General features: G+C 63.8%; 16 protein-coding genes. 12 read left to right on the forward strand and 4 right to left on the reverse strand.

The features are described from left to right. Nucleotides 1–132: 132 nt before the first annotated feature. A complete protein-coding gene (crtI, locus tag DRB19_RS03055; RefSeq protein ID WP_114184551.1) occupies nucleotides 133–1,683 on the reverse strand; it encodes a phytoene desaturase family protein in 1,551 nt (516 codons plus the stop codon). A gap of 330 nt (nucleotides 1,684–2,013) precedes the next feature. Here crtI and DRB19_RS03060 point away from each other — a divergent pair, with 330 nt between their 5' ends. The 7 genes from DRB19_RS03060 to DRB19_RS03090 all read left to right on the forward strand — a co-directional run bounded on the left by DRB19_RS03060 (nucleotide 2,014) and on the right by DRB19_RS03090 (nucleotide 8,489). Further along, nucleotides 2,014–2,394 carry a septal ring lytic transglycosylase RlpA family protein gene (locus DRB19_RS03060; protein ID WP_170148898.1) on the forward strand — a complete coding sequence of 127 codons (381 nt, stop codon included), beginning with the start codon at nucleotides 2,014–2,016 and terminating at the stop codon, nucleotides 2,392–2,394. A gap of 155 nt (nucleotides 2,395–2,549) precedes the next feature. Continuing rightward, a complete protein-coding gene (locus tag DRB19_RS03065) occupies nucleotides 2,550–2,816 on the forward strand; it encodes a hypothetical protein (RefSeq protein ID WP_114184553.1) in 267 nt (88 codons plus the stop codon). A gap of 101 nt (nucleotides 2,817–2,917) precedes the next feature. Next, the gene (locus DRB19_RS03070) at nucleotides 2,918–3,223 is read left to right on the forward strand and encodes a hypothetical protein (protein ID WP_114184554.1); all 306 of its coding nucleotides are present in this window, start codon (nucleotides 2,918–2,920) and stop codon (nucleotides 3,221–3,223) included. Nucleotides 3,224–3,366: 143 nt separating this feature from the next. Next, nucleotides 3,367–3,678, forward strand: coding sequence for a polyhydroxyalkanoic acid system family protein (locus DRB19_RS03075; RefSeq protein WP_114184555.1), 312 nt, complete (start codon nucleotides 3,367–3,369; stop codon nucleotides 3,676–3,678). Nucleotides 3,679–3,972: 294 nt separating this feature from the next. Next, nucleotides 3,973–5,085: a glycosyltransferase gene (locus DRB19_RS03080; protein WP_245439253.1), complete on the forward strand. Its 1,113-nt coding sequence runs from the start codon at nucleotides 3,973–3,975 to the stop codon at nucleotides 5,083–5,085. A 4-nt stretch (nucleotides 5,086–5,089) separates the two neighbouring features. Continuing rightward, nucleotides 5,090–6,244 (forward strand): UDP-galactopyranose mutase, encoded by a 1,155-nt coding sequence (gene glf / locus DRB19_RS03085; protein ID WP_114184557.1) that lies wholly within the window; start codon nucleotides 5,090–5,092, stop codon nucleotides 6,242–6,244. Between the two features lie 73 nt (nucleotides 6,245–6,317). Further along, nucleotides 6,318–8,489 carry a family 1 glycosylhydrolase gene (locus DRB19_RS03090; protein ID WP_114184558.1) on the forward strand — a complete coding sequence of 724 codons (2,172 nt, stop codon included), beginning with the start codon at nucleotides 6,318–6,320 and terminating at the stop codon, nucleotides 8,487–8,489. A 78-nt stretch (nucleotides 8,490–8,567) separates the two neighbouring features. Here the strand turns inward: DRB19_RS03090 and DRB19_RS03095 are convergent, their stop codons facing one another. Beyond that, entirely contained in the window at nucleotides 8,568–11,318 is a 2,751-nt protein-coding gene (locus tag DRB19_RS03095) for a glycoside hydrolase family 2 protein (protein WP_114184559.1), read from the reverse strand. A 346-nt stretch (nucleotides 11,319–11,664) separates the two neighbouring features. Here DRB19_RS03095 and DRB19_RS03100 point away from each other — a divergent pair, with 346 nt between their 5' ends. From DRB19_RS03100 to DRB19_RS03120, 5 genes are all read left to right on the forward strand, one after another. Further along, nucleotides 11,665–11,952: a flagellar basal body-associated FliL family protein gene (locus DRB19_RS03100; protein WP_114184560.1), complete on the forward strand. Its 288-nt coding sequence runs from the start codon at nucleotides 11,665–11,667 to the stop codon at nucleotides 11,950–11,952. 142 nt (nucleotides 11,953–12,094) lie between these two features. Next, on the forward strand, nucleotides 12,095–14,623 hold the full coding sequence (locus DRB19_RS03105) for a DUF3772 domain-containing protein (RefSeq protein WP_245439254.1): 2,529 nt from the start codon (nucleotides 12,095–12,097) through the stop codon (nucleotides 14,621–14,623). Further along, nucleotides 14,620–15,117 (forward strand): CAP domain-containing protein, encoded by a 498-nt coding sequence (locus tag DRB19_RS03110; protein WP_114184562.1) that lies wholly within the window; start codon nucleotides 14,620–14,622, stop codon nucleotides 15,115–15,117. Before DRB19_RS03105 ends, DRB19_RS03110 begins: the two co-directional genes overlap by 4 nt. A 161-nt stretch (nucleotides 15,118–15,278) precedes the next feature. Next, nucleotides 15,279–17,102 carry a glucan ABC transporter ATP-binding protein/ permease gene (locus DRB19_RS03115; protein ID WP_114184566.1) on the forward strand — a complete coding sequence of 608 codons (1,824 nt, stop codon included), beginning with the start codon at nucleotides 15,279–15,281 and terminating at the stop codon, nucleotides 17,100–17,102. A 49-nt stretch (nucleotides 17,103–17,151) separates the two neighbouring features. Continuing rightward, nucleotides 17,152–18,081 carry an alpha/beta fold hydrolase gene (locus tag DRB19_RS03120; RefSeq protein WP_114184567.1) on the forward strand — a complete coding sequence of 310 codons (930 nt, stop codon included), beginning with the start codon at nucleotides 17,152–17,154 and terminating at the stop codon, nucleotides 18,079–18,081. On the opposite strand, the gene DRB19_RS03125 is transcribed toward DRB19_RS03120, so the two are convergent. Both DRB19_RS03125 and aroB read right to left on the reverse strand, forming a co-directional pair. After that, on the reverse strand, nucleotides 18,011–19,342 hold the full coding sequence (locus DRB19_RS03125) for an HlyC/CorC family transporter (protein ID WP_114184568.1): 1,332 nt from the start codon (nucleotides 19,340–19,342) through the stop codon (nucleotides 18,011–18,013). The genes DRB19_RS03120 and DRB19_RS03125 overlap by 71 nt on opposite strands. Beyond that, the gene (gene aroB, locus DRB19_RS03130; RefSeq protein WP_114184569.1) at nucleotides 19,339–20,466 is read right to left on the reverse strand and encodes a 3-dehydroquinate synthase; all 1,128 of its coding nucleotides are present in this window, start codon (nucleotides 20,464–20,466) and stop codon (nucleotides 19,339–19,341) included. The genes DRB19_RS03125 and aroB overlap by 4 nt, the downstream gene beginning before the upstream one ends. Between the last annotated feature and the right edge of the window lies 1 nt (nucleotide 20,467).

Consider the following 20,467-nt stretch of genomic DNA (forward strand, 5'->3'; position numbering starts at 1 on the left):
ATCCTCCCGCAGGGCATTCGGATGCCGGTCATCCGCGCCCAGGTTCTGTGATCATGGTTCTAGGAAGGGCAGGGGCCACTTCAAGGCGAGAGCGGACCGATCGAGCCTGAAGGGATCCCATCTGCGTCCCTGTCAGAGGGCGGCTTCGCCGACGGCGCCGGCCGCCGGTTTCCGCTTCCGTGTTCCAGCCCGGCGACGCTCCCTGTCCTCCAGGAGGAGCCTCGCGGTGATGCGGGCTCCCTCGAAGATCACCGGAAGGCCGCTGCCGGGATGCGTGCCGCCGCCCACAAGATAGACGTTGCGGCCGAAACGGTTGTGGGGCCGGAAGTAGAGCATCTGGGTCAGGTTGTGGGCGAGGTTGAAGGTTGCGCCCTCGAAGACCGCGAATTCGTCCTGCCACCCTTTCGGGGTCACCACCCGCTCGAAGCGGATGCGGCTTTCGATGTCGTGGAGACCCAGAAGCTTCAGGCGCTCGAGGATGATCCCCCGGAAGCGCGACGCCTCCCGGGCCCAATCGACGGGACAGCGCAGGTTCGGCACCGGCGCCAGAACATAGAGGCTGGTATGTTGCTCGGGCGCGAGGGAAGCGTCGGTCGCACCCGCATGCTGCACGTAGATCGAAGGCTCGTCGGACAGGATGCCGTCCGTAATCTCGCGGATATTGCGCTCATAATCCCGGGACAGAAGGATCGTGTGATGGGCGAGATCGCCCACGCCGCCCTCAATGCCGAGATAGAGCATGAAGGTCGAACAGGAGAGCTTCGCGCGGTCGAGCTTCTTGTTCCGCCAGCGCGGGCGCATGGCCTCGGGCACGAGGCGGCGCATGGCGTGGCCGAAATCCCCGTTCACTACCACGGAGCCCGCCGCGAAGCGTTCGCCTCCGGCCTCTATTCCGACGGCCTCGCCGCCCTCGTAGAGGATGCGCTCGACAGGGGAACCGAGACGGATGTCGACGCCCATCTTGCGGGCCACGTTCGCCATTGCTTCCGAGACGGCGCCGCAGCCGCCGACCGGGTGATAGACGCCGTGCTCGTATTCGAGGAAGGAGAGGATCGTGAACAGGCTCGGGCATTGGAACGGCGACATGCCGAGATATTTCGTCTGGAACGAGAATGCCAGGCGCACCCGGGGATCGGCGAAGTAGCGCTTGAGATCGCCGTCGACGGTGGAGAAGGGCCGAAGCTTCGGAAGCGCCGCCAGCATCGCGGGCGACACGAGGTCGGCCGGACTCGAGAAGCCTTGTTCGAGAACGGGCCGGAAGGCTTCGAGCTTGGCTCGGTTGTCCTCCAGGAAACGACGGACGTTTCCGGCGTCCGCCGGCGCGATGCGCGCAATCTCCTGTTCGAGCCGCTGAAGATCAGCCGTTGCGCGGATCTCTCCGCCGCCCTCGAACACCAGGTGATATTGCGGGTCGAGCCGCTCCAACGTCACGTGGTCCTCGAGCCTCTCGCCGCAGGCCTCGAAGATGTCGCGCAGGACGCGTGGGTAAAGGAAGAAGGTCGGGCCGATATCGAACTTGTATCCGCCCTCGGCCGTGATGGTTCTGGTGCGTCCGCCGACCGCATGTTCCCGCTCGAACACCGTCACCGGAATCCCCTCGCGGGCCAACAACATGGCGGCCGCAAGCCCACCCGGTCCTGCTCCGACGATGGCGACACGCGATGACGGAGAAGGGTTCAGCATGGAGCAGTGCCTCAAGCGCCGCGAGAAACGATCCGCGAGTGTCGTGAACTAGGTCGAACACCAGGACAGACCAGAGCATGCCGGCGAAAATGAACCCGGCGGAAAATATTCACGACGGCGCGGAACAAAATGGCCTTGAGGCTATTGTCGTGCAAGCTTGGCAGTAATTGAGGCTAAATGTAAGAATATTCGCACGGCTAAAAAGTATGGAAGATTAAGGGAAAAATTATCACGCCTTATTCTTGCCTTTTTATCCATCAGCTTCCCTACCAAGCACAAAGCAAGGGGAGACTATCCTTGAAGAAGACCCTCACCCGCGCATCGTTACTGATGCCTATTCTTTTCGTAGCCGCTTGCAACACTACAACAGACCCCACCGAGACCGGATCCATATCGACGAAGGCGATTGAAACAGGCCGGGAAATGCAACGGGGACAGGCCTCCTGGTACGGGCCAGGCTTTCATGGCCGACGCACCGCCAGTGGGGAGCGCTTTAACTCCTACGACATGACGGCCGCTCACCGCTCCCTGCCGTTCGGCACGCGGCTTCGCGTGGTCAACGAGACCAATGGCCGGTCGGTCGTGGTTCGCGTCAACGACCGCGGGCCCTTCGCCCACCGGCGCATCATCGACCTGGCCAAAGGCCCGGCGCAGCAGCTCGGCCTGACCTCGGCCGGTACCGCCTACGTGTCCCTGCACCGTCTCGATTAGGGTTAGGCGGATCTTAATTCCTAGACGCGATCCTTGGCCTGATTCGGGACCAAGGGTTGCGTATTATGGAATCGAGATCGTCTGAAGCGACGAACGTCATCCGCTTTCCGGGAGCGCGCTCGTCGGCGTCCCCTCGGCGGGATCAAAGAAGTCTCATGGATGCGGTCTATGCCGCCGGCTCCTTGCCGATCGCGGCGGATGACCAAACCACGAAGATGATGGCGACGCGCCTCACCATCTTCGGCTTCGTCGTGATCGATGAAGTCCAGTCGGACGGATCGGCGCGCAGGCTTCGCCCGTCCGAGGCCATCCACGCGTCGACGGTCCATCCTTGGCGCGTCTCAAAACCCTCCAGCCGCTACAGGGTCGACGACAGCCTGCCGGTCTCGGACCGGGACCTGTTCGCGGCACAGCACGCCTGACGCTCTCGCCTTCGCGGTTCGCCGCGCTAGAACGTGTCCTTGAGTGCATCGGCCGGGTTGGGTTTTCGCGATCTGCCGGTTGATGCGTCAGGAACATAGCGATGCATCTGGTTCAACTTCTGTTGCCGCTTGCCGACAATGAGGGACGCCGCTTCGACGGCGCCGCTTATGGTCGGATTCGGTCCGAGCTGTCCGAGCGTTTCGGCGGCGTCACCAGTTTTACCCGCGCTCCGGCCCACGGCGTCTGGAAAGAAGGCGGACATACGGCTCACGACGATATCGTGGTGTTCGAGGTCATGGCCCGAGAACTCGATCACACGTGGTGGGAGAATTATCGGGCGGACCTTGAGCGTCGGTTTGATCAGGAGGCTCTCATCGTCAGGGCTCTCAAAGTTGAAATGCTCTAGGTCGCAACCAGCTTACGGCGTCGCGGCCGATCCCTCTCTTATCCTTGCGGCGGTCTATGATCTCCCTGCGAGGCTGCCCCACCGGCAGGTGGAACCCGACCAGCACTGCTTCGCTTGACGTGTGGAACAAGCGGAGGCTGCTGATGTCGAAACCCCTCATCGTGTCCATTCCCCACAATCTCGGTAAGGAGGAGGCCCTGCGCCGTCTTCAGGGAGGCGTGACCCGTTTGAAATCGCAGTTCGGCGACAAGATCGCATCGGTCGACGAGACCTGGAGCGGCGACCGGATGGATTTTCGCGTCGGCGCCATGGGACAGACCGTCAACGGGCATCTCGACGTTCAGCAAGATCAGGTGCGCGTCGAAGTACACTTGCCCTGGCTTCTTGCGATGGTGGCCGAGAAGGCCAAGAATTTCATCCAGAAGCAAGGTACGCTGATGCTGGAGAAGAAGTGAACCAGCCTATATGTATGAATAGTCGTTCACCAAGATGAACGTCGATGGAACTTAGTCGCATCCTTTGCGTTGTCTATTCGATTGCGACCGCGACCCATCGCTGGTCCGATCCACAAACTAGCAAAACATCGTCCCGGACCTGGTTTTCAGTCCGATCGTGACATCACATTTGTTTCTGAGGATCGCGCTATGCATGAGCGTCTGATAACGCAGTCGCATGCCTCTCGTTCACTGTTCAAGACCGACTCCAAAAAGCCTCTCCTGGTTTGTTTTTCCCACCTCCGGTGGGACTTCGTGTGGCAACGTCCTCAGCATCTCCTCAGTCGCGCCGTCAAACATTATGATGTTCTGATCATCGAAGAGCCGATCTTCAAGCCTGGCATCACTCCTCATATGGATTTGAGCGACCGGCCGCAGGGAGTCACGATCGCCGTTCCCATGCTGCCTGAAGGGCTCGCGCACGAAGATGTCGTGGCCGAGCAGCATGACCTCATTGAGAAGCTGATCGGGCGTGAAGCCTCGAAGACCCGCGTCTTCTGGTACTACACCCCGATGGCTCTCGCTTTCTCGAGCGATCTTGAGTGCGATCTGTGCATCTATGACAACATGGACGAGCTTTCCCTCTTCCGGGGTGCATCCCAGGAGCTTCTGTCCCTGGAAAACGATCTCTTCAGCCGCGCCGATCTGGTGTTTACCGGCGGCATGAGCCTCTACGAGGCCAAGCGCAACCGGCACCGCAGCGTCCACGCATTCCCGTCCTCCATCGACTTCAATCACTTCTCGAAGGCGCGCGGCGTCAAGCAGGATCCGGCGGACCAGGCGCAGATCCCCTATCCGCGTCTTGGGTTCTTCGGCGTCATCGATGAGCGCCTTGACGTCGACCTCGTGGCTCAGGTTGCCGAACTTCGTCCGGACTGGCAGTTCGTGATGATCGGCCCGGTGGTGAAGATTGATCCGGCAAGCTTGCCGCAGCGGCCCAACCTTCACTGGCTTGGCGGCAAATCCTACGACGAACTTCCGCAATACCTTTCGGGCTGGAACATCGGCGTTATGCCGTTCGCCCTGAACGAGGCGACCAAGTTCATCAGCCCGACGAAGACGCCGGAATTTCTGGCAGCCGGCGTGCCCGTCGTCTCGACGGCCATTACCGATGTGGTCAGGCCTTACGGCGAGAAGGGATTGGTCGAGATCGCCCGCAGCGTCGAGGAATTGGTTGAGAAGGCGGAGCTTATCCTGGCTCGGCCAAGGGAGAGCTGGCTTGCCAAGGTCGACCGCCATCTGGCGGCCGGTTCCTGGGACAAGACATGGGCTTCCATGCACAAGCTCATGCTGGATGTAACCGGCGACACCGTTGCCGATCGTCCCGCTTCGTCCCTGCCTGTTTACGCCACCACGCCTGCGGAGTAATGGAATGTACGATTGGTTGATTGTCGGAGCAGGTTTTGCCGGCAGCGTTCTCGCGGAGCGGCTTGCAAACGAGCGTAACGAGCGTGTGCTCCTCATCGACCGGCGGCCTCATATCGCCGGAAACGCCTATGATTGCTACGATGACGAAGGTTTGCTGATCCACCAGTACGGTCCACACATCTTTCACACCAACTCGAAGCAGATCTTCGATCACCTTTCGCGCTTCACCGAATGGCGCTTCTACGAGCACCGCGTCCTGGCGGAAGTGGACGGCATGCAGGTGCCGATCCCGATCAACCTCGACACGGTGAACAAGCTTTACGGCCTCAACCTCACGTCCGAGCAGCTGCAGGATTGGTTCGCCGAGCGGGCCGAGAAGGTGTCCGAGATCAAGACGTCCGAGGACGTGGTGATCTCGACGGTTGGCCGCGAGCTCTACGAGAAATTCTTCCGCGGCTACACCCGCAAGCAGTGGGGGCTTGATCCGTCCGAACTCGACAAGTCGGTGACGTCCCGCGTCCCGACCCGCACGAACCGCGACGACCGGTACTTCGGCGACGAATTCCAGTTCATGCCGAAGCACGGCTACACGCGCATGTTCGAGAAGATGGTCCGCCATCCGAACATTCACGTCATGACGCAGACCGATTATGAGGACGTAAGACACGTCGTACCGCACCGGCGCGTGATTTATACCGGCCCGATCGACGAATACTTTGACTTCCGCTTCGGGAAACTTCCCTACCGGTCGCTCCGCTTCGAACATGTGACGCTGGACAAGACGTGGCATCAGTCGGTCGCGGTGGTGAACTACCCGCAGACGAACGATTATACCCGCGTGACCGAGTATAAGCATCTGACGGGCCAGGAGCACCAGAAGACCGCTTTGACCTACGAGTACCCGTCGGCTGAAGGCGACCCCTACTATCCCATTCCAAAGCCGGAAAATCAGGAACTGTTCAAGAAGTACGAGCGGTTGGCCCTGACGACGCCGGATGTGTGGTTCGTAGGCCGCCTGGCGACCTATCGCTACTACAACATGGACCAGATCGTCGGGCAGGCCCTTGCCACGTTCCGACGCATCAACGAGTCCCTTCCGGCTCAGGCCGATACTACCGACGTCAAAGTCATGCCGTCAGCGGCAGCGCTTGCGTCATAATCAAGTGTCCCATCGAACAATCTACGCCAAGCATAGTTGTAATAGAACTTTGTATAAGCGTAGGAGATGATTGATGGGGCAATCCTTAGAGCTTTGGGGCGGAATCGAATGTACAGTCGCCCGTATCGGCGATGACTTCCGAAACCAAAGCCTGGAGACCGGGCACGGCGATCGCATTGAGGATCTCGACCGGATCGCTGCCCTCGGTATCCGCACCCTGCGCCATCCGGTGCTCTGGGAGACGGTGTCCCCCGAGAGCCCGGATCGTACGGACTTTTCCTGGCACGACAGCCGTCTGAGGCGCCTGCAGGACCTCGGCATCAGGGCCATTGCGGGCCTTTGCCATCACGGCAGCGGACCGCGTTACACCAACATGCTCGATCCGGCCTGGCCGGAACTGCTGGCGCGCCACGCGGCCCATGTGGCCGAACGGTACCCGCACCTAGACCTCTACACGCCAGTGAACGAGCCGCTCACTACCGCGCGCTTCTCGGGCCTCTATGGCCACTGGTACCCGCACGGCACAACCTACGAAGCCTTCCTCAAGATCCTGGTCAACGAGTGCAAGGCGACCGTGTTTGCCATGCGGGCGATCCGGAAGATCCGCCCGGGCGCTCAGCTGGTCCAGACCGACGACATGGGCAAGACCTTCTCGACGCCCACGCTCGCCTGCCAGGCTGAGCACGAAAACCAGCGTCGATGGCTCTCCTTCGATCTCTTGTGCGGGATGGTCGACCGCAATCACCCCTGGTGGGATATCCTCCTGGAGCACGGGGTCAGCCAAGCTGATCTTGAGCTGTTCCTCGAGGCCGATGCCGCGCCGGACATCATCGGCATCAATCACTATCTCACCAGCGAGCGCTATCTCGACGAACGCATGAGCCGCTATCCCGAACACCATCGGGGTGGCAATGGACGGCACCGATACGCCGACGTGGAGGCGGTTCGTATGCCGCTTCCGGCCGAGGAACTTGGTCCGGCGGCGCGGCTGCGGGAGGTGTGGGAGCGCTACAAGCGGCCCATCGCAGTCACCGAGGCTCACCACGGAAGCACCCGCGACGATCAGCTACGCTGGCTCGCGCAGGTTTGGCAGGGTGCGGAGGCTGTACGACAGGAGGGCGCCGACATTCGCGCCGTGACGGTCTGGTCCCTGTTCGGCGCCGTTGACTGGAACACGCTCCTCACCCAACGCGCCGGCTTCTATGAGCCGGGTCCATTCGACGTCCGGGCTCCCGAGCCTCGACCCACGGCGCTGGCCCATGCGGCCGAGGCGCTTGCCAAGACCGGGACCTTCGACCACCCGGTTCTCGACCGGGCCGGGTGGTGGAAGCGCGACATTCGTTTCTACCGTCCTCCGGCCAGGAAATCGAATGCATGCCGCCTCGTGGGCGCGCCGCGCCAGCTCCTGATCACAGGCGCAACCGGCACCCTAGGCCGCGCCTTCTCGCGCCTGAGCGACTTCCGAGGCCTCGATCATACCCTTGTGTCGCGGGACGACATGAACATCGCAGACCGGGAAAGCGTGAGGGCGGCGCTTGCCTGCAACAGGCCCTGGGCGGTGATCAACACGGCCGGCTATGTGCGCGTGGCTCAGGCCGAAGAGGAGTCCGAGATCTGCTTTCGCGAGAATGCGCTCGGAGCTGAAGTGTTGGCTGAGGCCTGCTCGGAATTGGGCATCCCGCTCGTGACCTTTTCGTCGGATCTCGTCTTCGACGGCGGCCTCGGCCGCGCCTACGGGGAAAGCGACGAGGTCAATCCGACCACCGTCTACGGGGCCAGCAAGGCCGAGGCGGAACAGCGGGTCCTGGCGGCGCACGACAAGGCCTTGGTCATTCGAACCAGCGGGTTCTTCGGTCCATGGGACCGGTACAACTTCGTCTGGTCGGTCCTCAACACCCTGAGCCGAGGGGAGGGGATTGAAGCCAGCGGCGACATCGTATCCCCGACCTATGTGCCCGACCTTGTGCATGCTGCCCTCAATCTCCTCATCGATGGCGGCACTGGCCTCTGGCACATGGCCAATCTCGGTGAGGTGTCGTGGCGCAATTTCGCCGTCATGGTGGCCGAGCGCGCCGGACTCGACGCCAGCGCCATCGTCGAAATCCAGAACGGCGCTGCGCTGAATACCGCCCTGTCCACAGAGCGCGGCATCCTCATGCCGAGCCTTGAGGTCGCGGTCGACCGCTTCTTCCACGACAGCGAGATCGACTGGTCGATGGACGCCATGAGAATGGCAGCCGAGTAATTCGTCTTTTCTCAAGAAAAAGGCCCGGCGGGACAATCCCGCCGGGCCTTTTTCTTTTCGTCGAATAGACCGACCGACTCAGGCCGCCGCTTCGGCAGCCCTGACGGCTTCTTCCAGGCGGGGCGCACGCGCCTCAACGGCAAGCTCCACCAAGGAGTCGAGAAGCAGGGTCGCGGTGGGATCGGCCAAGGGCGCATCCCGGAACAGCCGAAGGGTCGATGCCACCATGCGGCCGCGTCCATAGGAGCGCTCGACGCCCAGAGCCACCGGCTTGTGGATCCAGCCGACCACGAGACCAGCAAACACCCGGGCCTGGAAGTCCAGAAGATTGCAGCCCGAGATCACGTAGTCCGGCAGCACCCGGTCCATGGTCTCGTCGAGGAGGGGACCGGACGGGAAGCGGGCGAAATGGCTCGACCGCCTCAGCCAGCCGAAGGATGAGGCCCAATCACCCGACCACAGCGTGCCGGCGCGCGCCTGGACCCTGACCGCCTGCCAGTGCGGGAAGAACGGATACAGGCTCATGTCGGCTTCGGGCAGCAACAGAAGCTTGGCGCCCTGGCGCACGTGGTCCGCGATGGCTTTGTTGTGCGTGCGGGCCACAACCAGCGTGGATTCCTCGAGCGCACGGGCCAAGGTATAGCCCATGGCCGTGAAGCGCTCCCGAATATCCTCGTCGGGCGACCAGACAAGCTCGCGCGAGCGGGTCGAGCGGGGGCGCGTCGGGTGCACGGCGATGTCGATGTGGTTGTGGGAAACCACGCGGCCGTCCGGGGCACGCAGGTCGAAATTGACCCGGCGCAGGGCCGATTCGTCCAGATCCGGCGCCTGCACCTCCACCCGACCGAGATCGAACACCGTCGGAGCCTCGATGCGCGGCAGGGGCAGGGTCTGCTTGGTGTCGCAGACAGTGATCTCGAGCTGGCAATCCTCAAGGACCGGTCCTGCGCCGTGCGCCACCGAAAGCTGAAGGCTGATCGTCTCGCCCGCCCAGTAGGAGGCGCGCTCCCATCGCGGCACGATCACCGTGTCCGAGTTGACGATGTGGAACAGCTCATGGAACACGCGCGGGTTCCGGCGCATGTCGAGAAGACCGTTCGACTCCCAGTGGCAGTCGTGCAACTCCGTGATGACGTAGCCGGCAAGGCTCGGCTTCTGGCGCATGACCTCGATTTCGTATTTCAAGGCGCGGAACTGCTGCCACTGCGCCGCGATGACGAAGCGGCGCAGGTCGCCGAACACCCGGTCCAGGCTCCAGTCGGAGAACCGGTTCTCGACGCCGTGGGCATACATCACGCCCTCGCCCCAGTCGTGGCCGGTCTCGAACCACCAGGGCTCCTCGCCCTTCTCGTCCCGAAGGTCCTTCGGGTACGGCAGGCCCCAATTGCCGAACTCGGAGCACATGAGCGGCTCGCGTCCGGTGATCACCGCATCGCCATGCGGAGAATAGAGCCAGGACGCCCTGCTGGAGAGTTCGTCGACGAACTGGTCCCATTGCGCCCGGTGGTCCGGATAGGCGGCGTAGAAATGGTAATCCGCGATGTCGGATTCCACGTGGAAGCTGGGGGCCAGCGGCGAGTTGTCGACCACGAGCCGGGTCGGATCGTAGGCCTTGAGCCAGGCGAAGGTTCGCTTGAGCCACTCGCGGTGGTCCGCGTCGTTGACGAGGTCCACGCCCCAGTTCTCGTTGATGATCGTCCAGATGATGATGGACGGATGATTGGCGTCGCGATCGACGATGCCCTTGAGGAGCTTTTCCTTGCGCCCGCGGGAGCGGTCGGTCGCCATGCCGCCGTTGGGAAGCTCGGTCCAGATGAGCATGCCCATCCGGTCGGCAACCTCGTAGTAGCGCGGATCGGCCGCCTTGATGTGGCAGCGCAGGCAGTTGAGGCCGAGTTCCTTGGCCTTGCGGAACTGATCCTCCAGGAACTCCACGGACGGCACGGTGCAGATCGTGTCCGGGTAGTAGTCCTGGTCGAGGGCCGAGCGCAGATAGAGGGGCTCGCCGTTGAGGTAGAACTTGCCGTTCCGGGTCTCGATGGTGCGGAACCCGAAATGATCGGCGATCTCATCCCGGACCTGGCCGTCGCGGATCAGCTCCAGGCGGACGCGATAGAGGTTGGGATGGTCGGTAGACCAGGACTGCACGTCCGGCACCGTGAACTCGAACGGCATGCTGGTGACGCCGACCTGGGTCTCGTGCAGTTCGTCCAGCACCACCTCGCCCGAGGGGTCGCGAACCTCGACGCGGATCTGCGTGGAATCCGTCAGCGGACGCGCGAAGAACACGCCCGACGTGACCCGGCCCGTCTCGCGGTTCGGAACAAGCCGGACACGGTTCATGTGGTCCGGGATGCGGCGCTCGAGATAGACGGGCTGCCAGATGCCGGACAGGGGGCCATACCAGCTCTGCTTGCCGAACGGGATCTCGGCGAATGGCGAATCGGGGAACTCGGCCGGGTTGTCGGTGGGCGAGTCCACGCGCACCTTGATCTCGTTCCGCCCGGGCTTGAGGTAGTGGGTCACGTCGAACGAGAAGGGCAGAAAGCCTCCTTCGTTCGTGCCGACCGGCTCGCCGTTGATGAAGACGCGCGAGTTGTGGAACACCGCGCCAAAACGGATCAAGATGCTGTCGTGCAGCCACTCCTCGGCGATCTCGATCGTCCGCCGATAGATGCCGATGCCCGCGCGCATGCGCAGGTCCGAGAACTGGGCCTGCCAGGGACTAGGCACAACGATGTGGCGAACTTCAGCCGGGCCGGACAGGCGGTCATCCGCCACATGCAAAAATTCCCAGGTCCCGTCCAAGCTGATGCGATTATCCTGCATAACATCTCCTTGAATCAGGGCGTACCCAAGGGCGTCCAAAGCGGCGAAAACATGGCTGAACGGCAGACAGCGCAACGTGGCGCGTGATCTACCGCACACTCGAGCCCATTCAGCTTCGCTTGAAACATCCGCCCCTTAACCCCTGACCATCGTTCTATGGCCCGTTCTCAACAACGGCCATGCGGCATGTTGGATCCCGGACATTCATCGGCAAAACTGATTTCGGCGGCAGTCCCGGCAGGCTGATTGGATCTCGGGCAGGAACCGCCTTTCCCATCTCGCGTTGCCCTCATACGGCCGAGCCTTGGCGGCTCATCTCGCAAAACTATATTACATGAGGCTCATAATGCCAAAACTCATTCCTGACGATCGTTCCCGACAGGGTCCCAAGGGCCGCCCGGTTCTCGGAGTTCTGATCAGCGCCCTCGCACTTCTGGCCGTCATCGGCGCCGGCTTGATGATCTGGATGGGCGCGACCTCCCCGGACAATCCAAGCCAGGAGGCATCCCGCGAGGCCGTGACCGGGTCTCCGTCGGGGTCCTCGAACGCAAACCCGACAAATCGGATATCGCCCGCCAACCCGGCTTATCCGGTGCCGGCCGAGCCCTCGGCGACTGGAACCACGAAGCAGTAACAACACCTTATCTAAGGGAAGCCGGGAACGATGTTGTTCATCGTTCCCGGCTTTTTCTTGCGTTGCGCCGGAGAGGCGGCGACTTTTCGCCTCAATGATTCGCAAGACCGCCCGTTCGAGGGATTGCGACAAGGCGGATTGAATGACGAGTAATGGAATGCGGCGGCTCTTCTGGGCCGCGATGGTTTCGCTAGCCCTTTCGGCAGGTGGTCTGGCTCAGGCGCAGCAGCCCCAGCCCCAACCCTCCAGTCCGGCCCAAACCCAAAACCTGCCCCAGACGCCGGCCGCTCCCGCGCCGGAAGCTCCGGCCGTTTCCGCCGACACCAAGGCGGCGCGCGCCAAGCTCGACGGCTACAAGGCCGATCTCGACCAGAAGGAGCTTGCCCTGCGCGGACGGGCGCAGTCCGACGCGGACCTTCAGGTTCTGCGCCAGCAGATCGAGCCGATCATCGCCAATATCCGCGCGGTCATCGACGAGCAGGCGCCGAAGCTGGAGGCAAGCCGCGAGCGGTTGAACCAACTCGGCCCCAAGCCCAAGGAAGGCCAGCCCGAGGAAAGTCCTGACGTGGCCCGGGATCGGAGCGAGCGGGAAGCCGCCGTCGCGGAGCTCGACGAGACCCAGCGCCTGGGACGCGCCCTCCTGGTTCAGGCGGAGCAGCTCAACACGCAGATCGGCGACCTGCGCAGATCCGGCTTTACCCGCGCGCTCTTCGAGCAGACCGACAGCGTGTTCAGTCCGGGCCTCTGGCTCGCCGTGATACAGGCGATCCCGCGGGAGCTGCGCGCGCAGCAGATCACCTTCACCGACACGCTGGGGCAGGTGCAGCGCAACAGCTCCCTGGGCGTTCTGCTGATCCTCGGCCTCGCGATCGGCGCCGCCGTCGCGCTTTATGCCGGGCGGCGTTCGATCGCGCCTCGCCTGGTCCGGCGAGACCCGGCGATCTCCGACCCTGCCCGTCGCAGCCGCCTCCTGGCGGCGCTGGCGGTTCTGCTGCTCGGCGCGGTGCCGGCGATGGCCGGAAGCTGGATCGTCTGGATCGCATTCGATTCGGCCGACATCTTTCCGCCCCGCCTGGAGCGGGTGGTGGCGGCCCTCCTGCGCGGCCTCGCCTTCATTGCCTTCGTTCGCGCCCTGGCCGACGCGATCCTGGCGCCTGACCGCTCCCCTTGGCGCTTGGTCTCCATCTCGAATGCGTCGGCCACGCGGATCATGAGTTTCTCGATCACCCTGGCGACCGTCATGGTAGTCGGAAAAGTCCTCGACGCATTCAACCAGGCCATTGCGGCGGTCCTGCCGATCACGGTCATGACGCGGGCCCTCTTCGCCCTTGCGTCCGGGTTGATCTTCGCCGAATTGCTGCGCCGGTTCGCCGCCCGGGCGAACCAGGACGAGGCTTGCCTCGGGCCCTACGTGCCGCCCGAGGTGGATATCGGCGGCCCTGTCCGGACCGTGGGCTGGCTCGCTGTCGCCATCGTCGTCGGAAGCGTGATCGGCGGCTATGTGGCGCTTGCCTCCTTCATGGTCGATCAGGTGGTCTGGATCTCGATCCTCATCGCCCTTCTCGTGCTGGCCATCGCGCTGGCGGACGAGTTCATCGGGAACTCCTTGCGTGGGCCGAGCCGCATCGCCACGACGCTTCAGGCCAATACCGGCCTGCGCCGCCGTTCCCTGGAGCAGATCGGCGTTCTGGCGAGCGGCGCAGCGCGCCTTTGCCTCATTATCATGGCGATCCTGCTCGTGCTCGCGCCGTGGGGCATCGAATCCACCGACCTGATGGGGTCCCTGCGGGCCATCTTCTTCGGCTTCAGCGTCGGCGACGTCACCATCTCCATCTCGTCAATCCTGATCGCCGCCGCGTTGTTCGCCGCAGGCTTCACGGTCACGCGGATCATCCAGCGCTGGCTCGACAACACGTTCCTGCCCGCGACCGATCTCGATGCGGGCCTACGCAACTCGATCCGCACGGCGGCCGGCTATGTGGGCATCATCACGGCGGGCATGATTGCCTTCACGTATCTGGGCCTGAGCCTCGAGCGGGTGACCATCGTGGCCGGCGCGCTCTCGGTCGGTATCGGTTTCGGCCTGCAATCCATCGTCAACAACTTCATCTCGGGTCTGATCCTTCTCTGGGAGCGCCCGATCCGCGTGGGCGACCTGGTGGTGGTGGGCGACGGGGAGGGCTATGTGCGCCGGATCAACGTGCGCTCCACCGAGATCCAGACCTTCGACCGGTCGACCCTGATCGTGCCGAACTCCAACCTGATCTCCGGCATTGTGCGCAACCGGGTGCGCAACGACCGGGTCGGGCGCGTGCTCGTGTCCGTTCCGGTCCCGCGCGCCACGGATCCGGATCAGGTTGCGGAAATCATGCGCCGCGCGGCGCTTGCCCACCGGGAGATCATGAGCGAGCCCACGCCAAGGGTCCTGTTCAAGAAAGCGACTGAAAACACCATCGACTTCGATCTGGTGTGCTTCGTGGACGACATCGATTCCGCCGGCCGGGTATCGAGCGATCTCTATTTCGAGATCTTCCGGGAGTTGCGCAAGCTTACCGCGCCGCCCGAGCCGGCCGCCTCGTCCAGCCCCCCGGAGGAGCCCGAGGAAAAAGCCTCCAAGCCGGTGGATGAGGATGAAGGCTTAACCCTTCTCAAGGATAAATCTCCGGCATGAAACGTCTTGCCACCCTCGGCCTCACGGCTATTGCCCTGGCGGCCTGCCAAAGCGCTCCTGCGCCTCGGGCGACCAGCCAGACTCCCAGCTTCTACGTCTCCATGGCGAAGGCCGATGCGGCGGTGGACGCCGCAATGGCCAGGGACATGATCAGCGCCTATCGGGGCAACAAGGGACTGGGGCCCCTGACGCTCGACCCCGCCCTCCAGGCCGCGGCCCAGGCGGAAGCCGACGCCATGGCGTCGGCGGACAAGCCGAGTTCGGCCGATGCCTTCAAGTCCCGCCTGGCCGCCTCCGGCGTCAAGGCGCCCGGGGCCAATCTCTCGGCCGGGTATCATACCCTTGCGGAAGCTTTCTCGGGCTGGCGTGAGAGCGCCCAGCACAACCGGGTTCTCCTCGACCCCCAGGCCAGCCGTATCGGCATCGCCACGGCCTATACGCCGAACTCCAAGTACAAGGTCTATTGGGCGCTTGTGGTGGCGGCCGACCGCTAGACGGCTCTGACCTAGGCCTGGGACAGTCCAGGGATTGTTATCGCGTGTCAAAACGTTAGGTCTAGGGGATATGGTCCCGCGCCCCTGGGCAGAGGATCATGCAACCCTCATCGGGCGTAGGGCTTTCATCCCACCCCGTGACGTTCATTGGTAGACCACGCATGTGGCTGATTCGCCTTTATGTCCGGGTTCTTGGCCAGCTCGGCTCCGATCTTCGCGTCGGGGCTCTGCTGTCCCTTGCCAACGTGGCGCTTGCGGTCTCGGCCTTCGCCGAGCCGATCCTGTTCGGGCGCATCATCGACGTTCTCACCAGGGCTCAGATCCCTGGCACGCCGCCGATTACGTTCGGGGTCCTGACGCCTCTCATCGTCGCCTGGATCGCCTTCGGGTTCTTCTCCATCGGGGCCGGCGCCCTCGTGGCCCTCTACGCCGACCGGCTCTCGCATCGGCGGCGTCTCGCCGTGGTGGCGAACTACTTCGAGCACGTGCTCGAACTGCCGCTGGCATTCCATACCAGCACCCATTCGGGCCGGGTCCTGAAGGTTATGCTCGAGGGCTCGGGCGGCATGTCCTGGCTGTGGCTCGGATTCTTCCGTGAGCACCTGTCGGCCTTGGTGGCCCTGGTGATCCTGCTGCCGCTGACCGTGTTTCTGAACTGGCGGCTTGGGCTTCTCCTCGTGGCGCTCGTCGTCGTCTTCACGGTTCTCACCGCGATCGTGGTGCGCAAGACCGAAAGTCTGCAGGGCTCGGTGGAGCGCTATCACTCCAATCTTGCGGAACACGCCTCCGATGCGCTCGGCAACGTGCCGGTGATCCAGTCCTTCACCCGGGTGGAGGCGGAGACCCGGTCCTTGCGGACCATCATCCATCAGCTGCTCCAGGCCCAGAACCCTGTCCTGTCCTGGTGGGCCATCGCCTCCGTGGCGTCGCGGGCGGCGGCGACCATCACGGTGACTGCGATCTTCCTGACAGGCACGTGGCTTCACCTCAACGGGCTTGCGACCATCGGCGAGATCGTGATGTTCATGAGCATGGCCACCATGCTGATCGGGCGACTGGAGCAGGCGGTCAGCTTCATCAACCAGTTGTTCATGCAGGCCCCGAAACTGCGCGAATTCTTCGAGATCCTCGACACCGCGCCTGCCGTGCACGACAGGCCCCACGCGAAGAACGTGGAACGCTTCGGAGGCGAGGTCGCTTTCGAGGAGGTGAGCTTTTCCTACGACGGCAAGAGGTCTGCCGTGCAGGACGTGACGTTCCACGTCAGGCAGGGCGAGACCGTGGCGCTCGTCGGTTCGACGGGATCCGGCAAATCCACCACCTTGGGTCTCCTGCACCGCGCCTTCGATCCGCAATCCGGCTGCATCCGCATCGATGGCGACGACATACGCGACATCTCCCTGGCGTCCCTGCGCCGCAACATCGGTGTGGTGTTTCAGGAGCCGATGCTCTTTGCGCGGTCGATCCGCGAGAACCTCCAGGTGGGCCGTCCCGAGGCGTCCGATGCCGAGATGATCCAGGCGCTCGAACGGGCGCAGGCGCTCGAATTCATCACCCGCCAATCCGACGGCCTGGATACCATCATCGGCGAGCGGGGGCGCTCCTTGTCGGGCGGCGAACGCCAGCGCCTGTCGATTGCCCGCGCGCTTTTGAAGAACCCGCCGATCCTGATCCTCGATGAGGCGACCAGCGCACTCGACGCCGCCACGGAGCAGAAGCTTCAGCGGGCGCTTGACGAGGTCATGAAGGGCCGCACCACCTTCGTCATCGCCCACCGGCTCGCCACCATCCGCAACGCGGACCGCATCCTGGTCTTCGATCATGGACGCGTCGTCGAGACCGGCACGTTCGACGAACTCGTGGCGAAGGGCGGGCGCTTCGCGGAGCTCGCCAAGGCTCAGTTCATGGCGACCGACGCCAAGCCGTCTGACGCCAAGCCGAAGGCCGCAAGGAGGGTTCCGGCGGGTTCGCCTGTCGAGGCGTAACGGATACGGTGTCAAACCGTCACCTGATATCAATTTCCGAGGAATCACCATGGCGCAGGCGACCAAAGAACTGTCCCTTCCCGGGTGGTCCGGGCGGTTCACCGTTGGACAGCAGAAAGTCAACGACATTCGGCTGCATTATGCGGAGGCCGGCGACGCCGATGCTCCCCTGGTCATCCTCCTGCATGGCTTTCCGGATTTCTGGTGGGGGTGGAGACGACAGATGGGGCCCTTGGCGGAGGCCGGTCTGCGGGTCGTCGCGCCCGACCAGCGAGGCTACAATCTCAGCAGCAAGCCGCCGCGCTTCCAGGCCTACGACCTCGACATCCTGTCATCCGACGTCATCGCGTTGGCCGACGCCTTGGGGAGCCCGAAGGTTCGGCTCGTGGGACATGATTTCGGCGGGCTCGTCGCCTGGTGGGCGGCCACCTGCCATCCGGACCGGGTGGAGCGGCTCGCGGTCATCAACGCGCCGCATCCAGAGGTGGTCTCGCCCTATATGCGCCGCCATCCGACGCAGATGATGCGCAGCCTCTACGCAGGATTCTTCCAGCTTCCCTGGCTGCCGGAAACGGCGCTCTCGGCAGGCAATTTCGCGATGCTGCGGCAGGCGCTCACGGGGAGCAGCCAGGCCGGTGCCTTCACGTCCGCCGATCTGGATCTCTATGAACGCGCATGGGCTGAGCCCGGCGCCCTCAAGGCGATGCTCGACTGGTATCGGGCCTTGCGCGTGAAGGCCCAATTGCGCGATGCGCGCGTGACGGTTCCCACGCTCCTCATCTGGGGCCAGCAGGATCGCTTTCTCGAGACAGGGCTTGCGGAGGAGAGCCTGGCGTTGTGCGACGCCGCCAGGTCCGTGTTCTTCGAGCAGGGGTCCCACTGGGTGCAGCTCGAAGAGGTCGATGCGGTCAATCAGGCTCTGGTCGAGTTCTTGCGGCCGGAGCCTCGTCAGCCTTCCGGGCATGTGCCAGAGGCGTGATCCGGAGCGCCGTGATGCGGTTGCGGGACTTGCGCAGCACCTGGAAGCGGAAGCCATGGAACGTGAAGATCTGGCCTGTGTTCGGAATGGCCTGCGCCTCGTGGATCACAAGGCCCGCGACCGTCGTCGCCTCGGCGTCCGGAAGGTTCCAGTCCATGACCCGGTTGAGATCGCGGATCGGCACGGAGCCGTCCACATTGACCGCGCCGTTGGGTTGAGGCCGCACGCCCTGCACCGAAAGGTCGTGCTCGTCCTTGATGTCGCCGACGATCTCCTCGAGGATGTCCTCGAGGGTCACGAGGCCCATCACCTCGCCGTACTCGTCCACCACGAGGGCGAAGTGCGTCTTCTTGGCCAGGAAGGCCTTGAGCTGGTCTCGGAGCGAGGTCGTGTCGGGCACGAACCAGCTCTCGAGGGCGATGGCTTCCACCCGCAGCTTTCCGGCGTCGCCGCCCACCGCGTCGAGGGCGCGCAGCAAGTCCTTGGCGTGCAGCACGCCGACGATGTTCTCCTGGCTTTCGCGCCAGAGCGGCATACGCGTATAGGGTGAGGAGAGCACCTCGCGGACGATCTCCTCGGACGAGAGATCCGCGTTGATGGTGCGCATCTTGGTGCGGTGGACCATGACCTCCGAGACCGTCAGATCCTCAAGGTCGAGGAGGCCGCCCAGCATGTCGCGCTCCACCTTGGCGACGCCGCCCTCCCGGTGCAGGAGGTTGAGCTGGCCCCGGATCTCCTCCGAGGCCGAGAGGATGGGTACGTTCGTGCCGATGTGAATGCCGAAGGGACGCAGCATGAGCCGCACCAGCCGCTCGATGGCGATGGCGAGCGGTCCGAGAATGCCCACGACCCAGTTCATGGGCCGCGACAGGAACAACGAGACCGTATCGGGCGACGAGATCGCCAGGGTCTTGGGCAGAACCTCGGCGAAGATGATCACCAGGATCGACATAATGATCGTGGCGTAGAGCGCGCCGCCATCGCCGAAGATACCTACGAGTACGCTGGTCGTGAAGGCCGATACGCCGATATTGACGATGTTGTTGCCGATCAGCACCGTGCCGATGAAGCGCTCGCGGATCTGCAACAGCCGGTTCACCAGCCCGGCGCGGGTGTCGCCACCCTTTTCCAGCATCAGCATCCGGGCCTTCGATGCGGCCGTGAAAGCCGTTTCGCCCGCTGAGAAGAACGCCGAGAGAAGAAGACAGAAAACGACGACCAAGCCGGCGAGCCAGAGGTCGACGGAGGGATCCTCAATCATGGCCGTGATGTGCTGTTTTCATCCTGCAGAAAGGCCCGGACGCTGGCGACGGGCACGTCGCGCGCGATAAAGCTCTGCCCGATTCCCCGGACCAGGATGAACGTGAGGGCGCCGCCCTTCACCTTCTTGTCCTGGGCCATGGCGTCGAGGAGTTCGTCGACGGTGCCGCACCCTCCCGGCACCTGGGCGAGGCGCGTGGGCAGTCCGGCTTCGCTCAAGTGAGCCTCGACCCGCTCCGCATCCGCAGGCGGGCAGACGCCCAGCGCCACCGAGAAGCGGAACGCCTGGCACATGCCGATGGCAACGCCCTCACCATGAACCAAACGGGCGGAATCGTAGTAGGTGATGCGCTCGAGGGCATGGCCGAAAGTGTGGCCGAGATTGAGAAGGGCGCGATCCCCGTCTTCCCGCTCGTCCTTGACGACGACGGCGGCCTTGGCCCGGCAGCTCTGCGCAACCGCCTCGTCGCGCTCCGGCCCGCCGTCAAAAACCCCGCGCCAGTTCGCCTCGCACCAAGCGAAGAAGTCCGGGTCGTCGATGAGGCCGTATTTCACCACCTCGGCGTAGCCGGCCCGCATTTCGCGGATGGGCAGCGTGTCCAGAAGGGCCGTGTCGGCCAGGACGAGACTTGGCTGATGAAACGCGCCCACGAGGTTCTTGCCGTGGAGCGAATTGATGCCCGTCTTGCCGCCGACGGAGGAATCCACCTGGGACAGCAGGGTGGTCGGCACCTGCACGAGGCGCACGCCCCGGCGCACCACGGCCGCCGCGAAGCCCGCGAGATCGCCCATGACGCCGCCGCCGAGCGCCACCACAAGATCGCCCCGCTCGACCTTGGCTTCCAGCACCGCGTCGCAAACGCGCTCCAAGGACGCATAGGACTTGGTGGCCTCGCCGGGCGGCAGGGTGATGATGGAGACGCGCAGGCCGTGCTGCTGCAGCGAGGCCGCGAGGGCTTCGGCGTAAAGCGGCCCCACGTGACCATCCGTCACGATGGCGGCGGTGCGGGCTTCCAGGGCCGCGATGCGGCTGCCGGCTTCTCCGAGCAAGCCTCGGCCCACCAGGATCTCATAAGCCCTGTCGCCGAGGGGAACCGGGACCGTGGTGATGGATGCAGGCCGCATC

Origin of the sequence: Microvirga aerophila (assembly GCF_003332305.1) — a bacterium.
GTDB classification, from domain to species: Bacteria; Pseudomonadota; Alphaproteobacteria; order Rhizobiales; family Beijerinckiaceae; genus Microvirga; species Microvirga aerophila.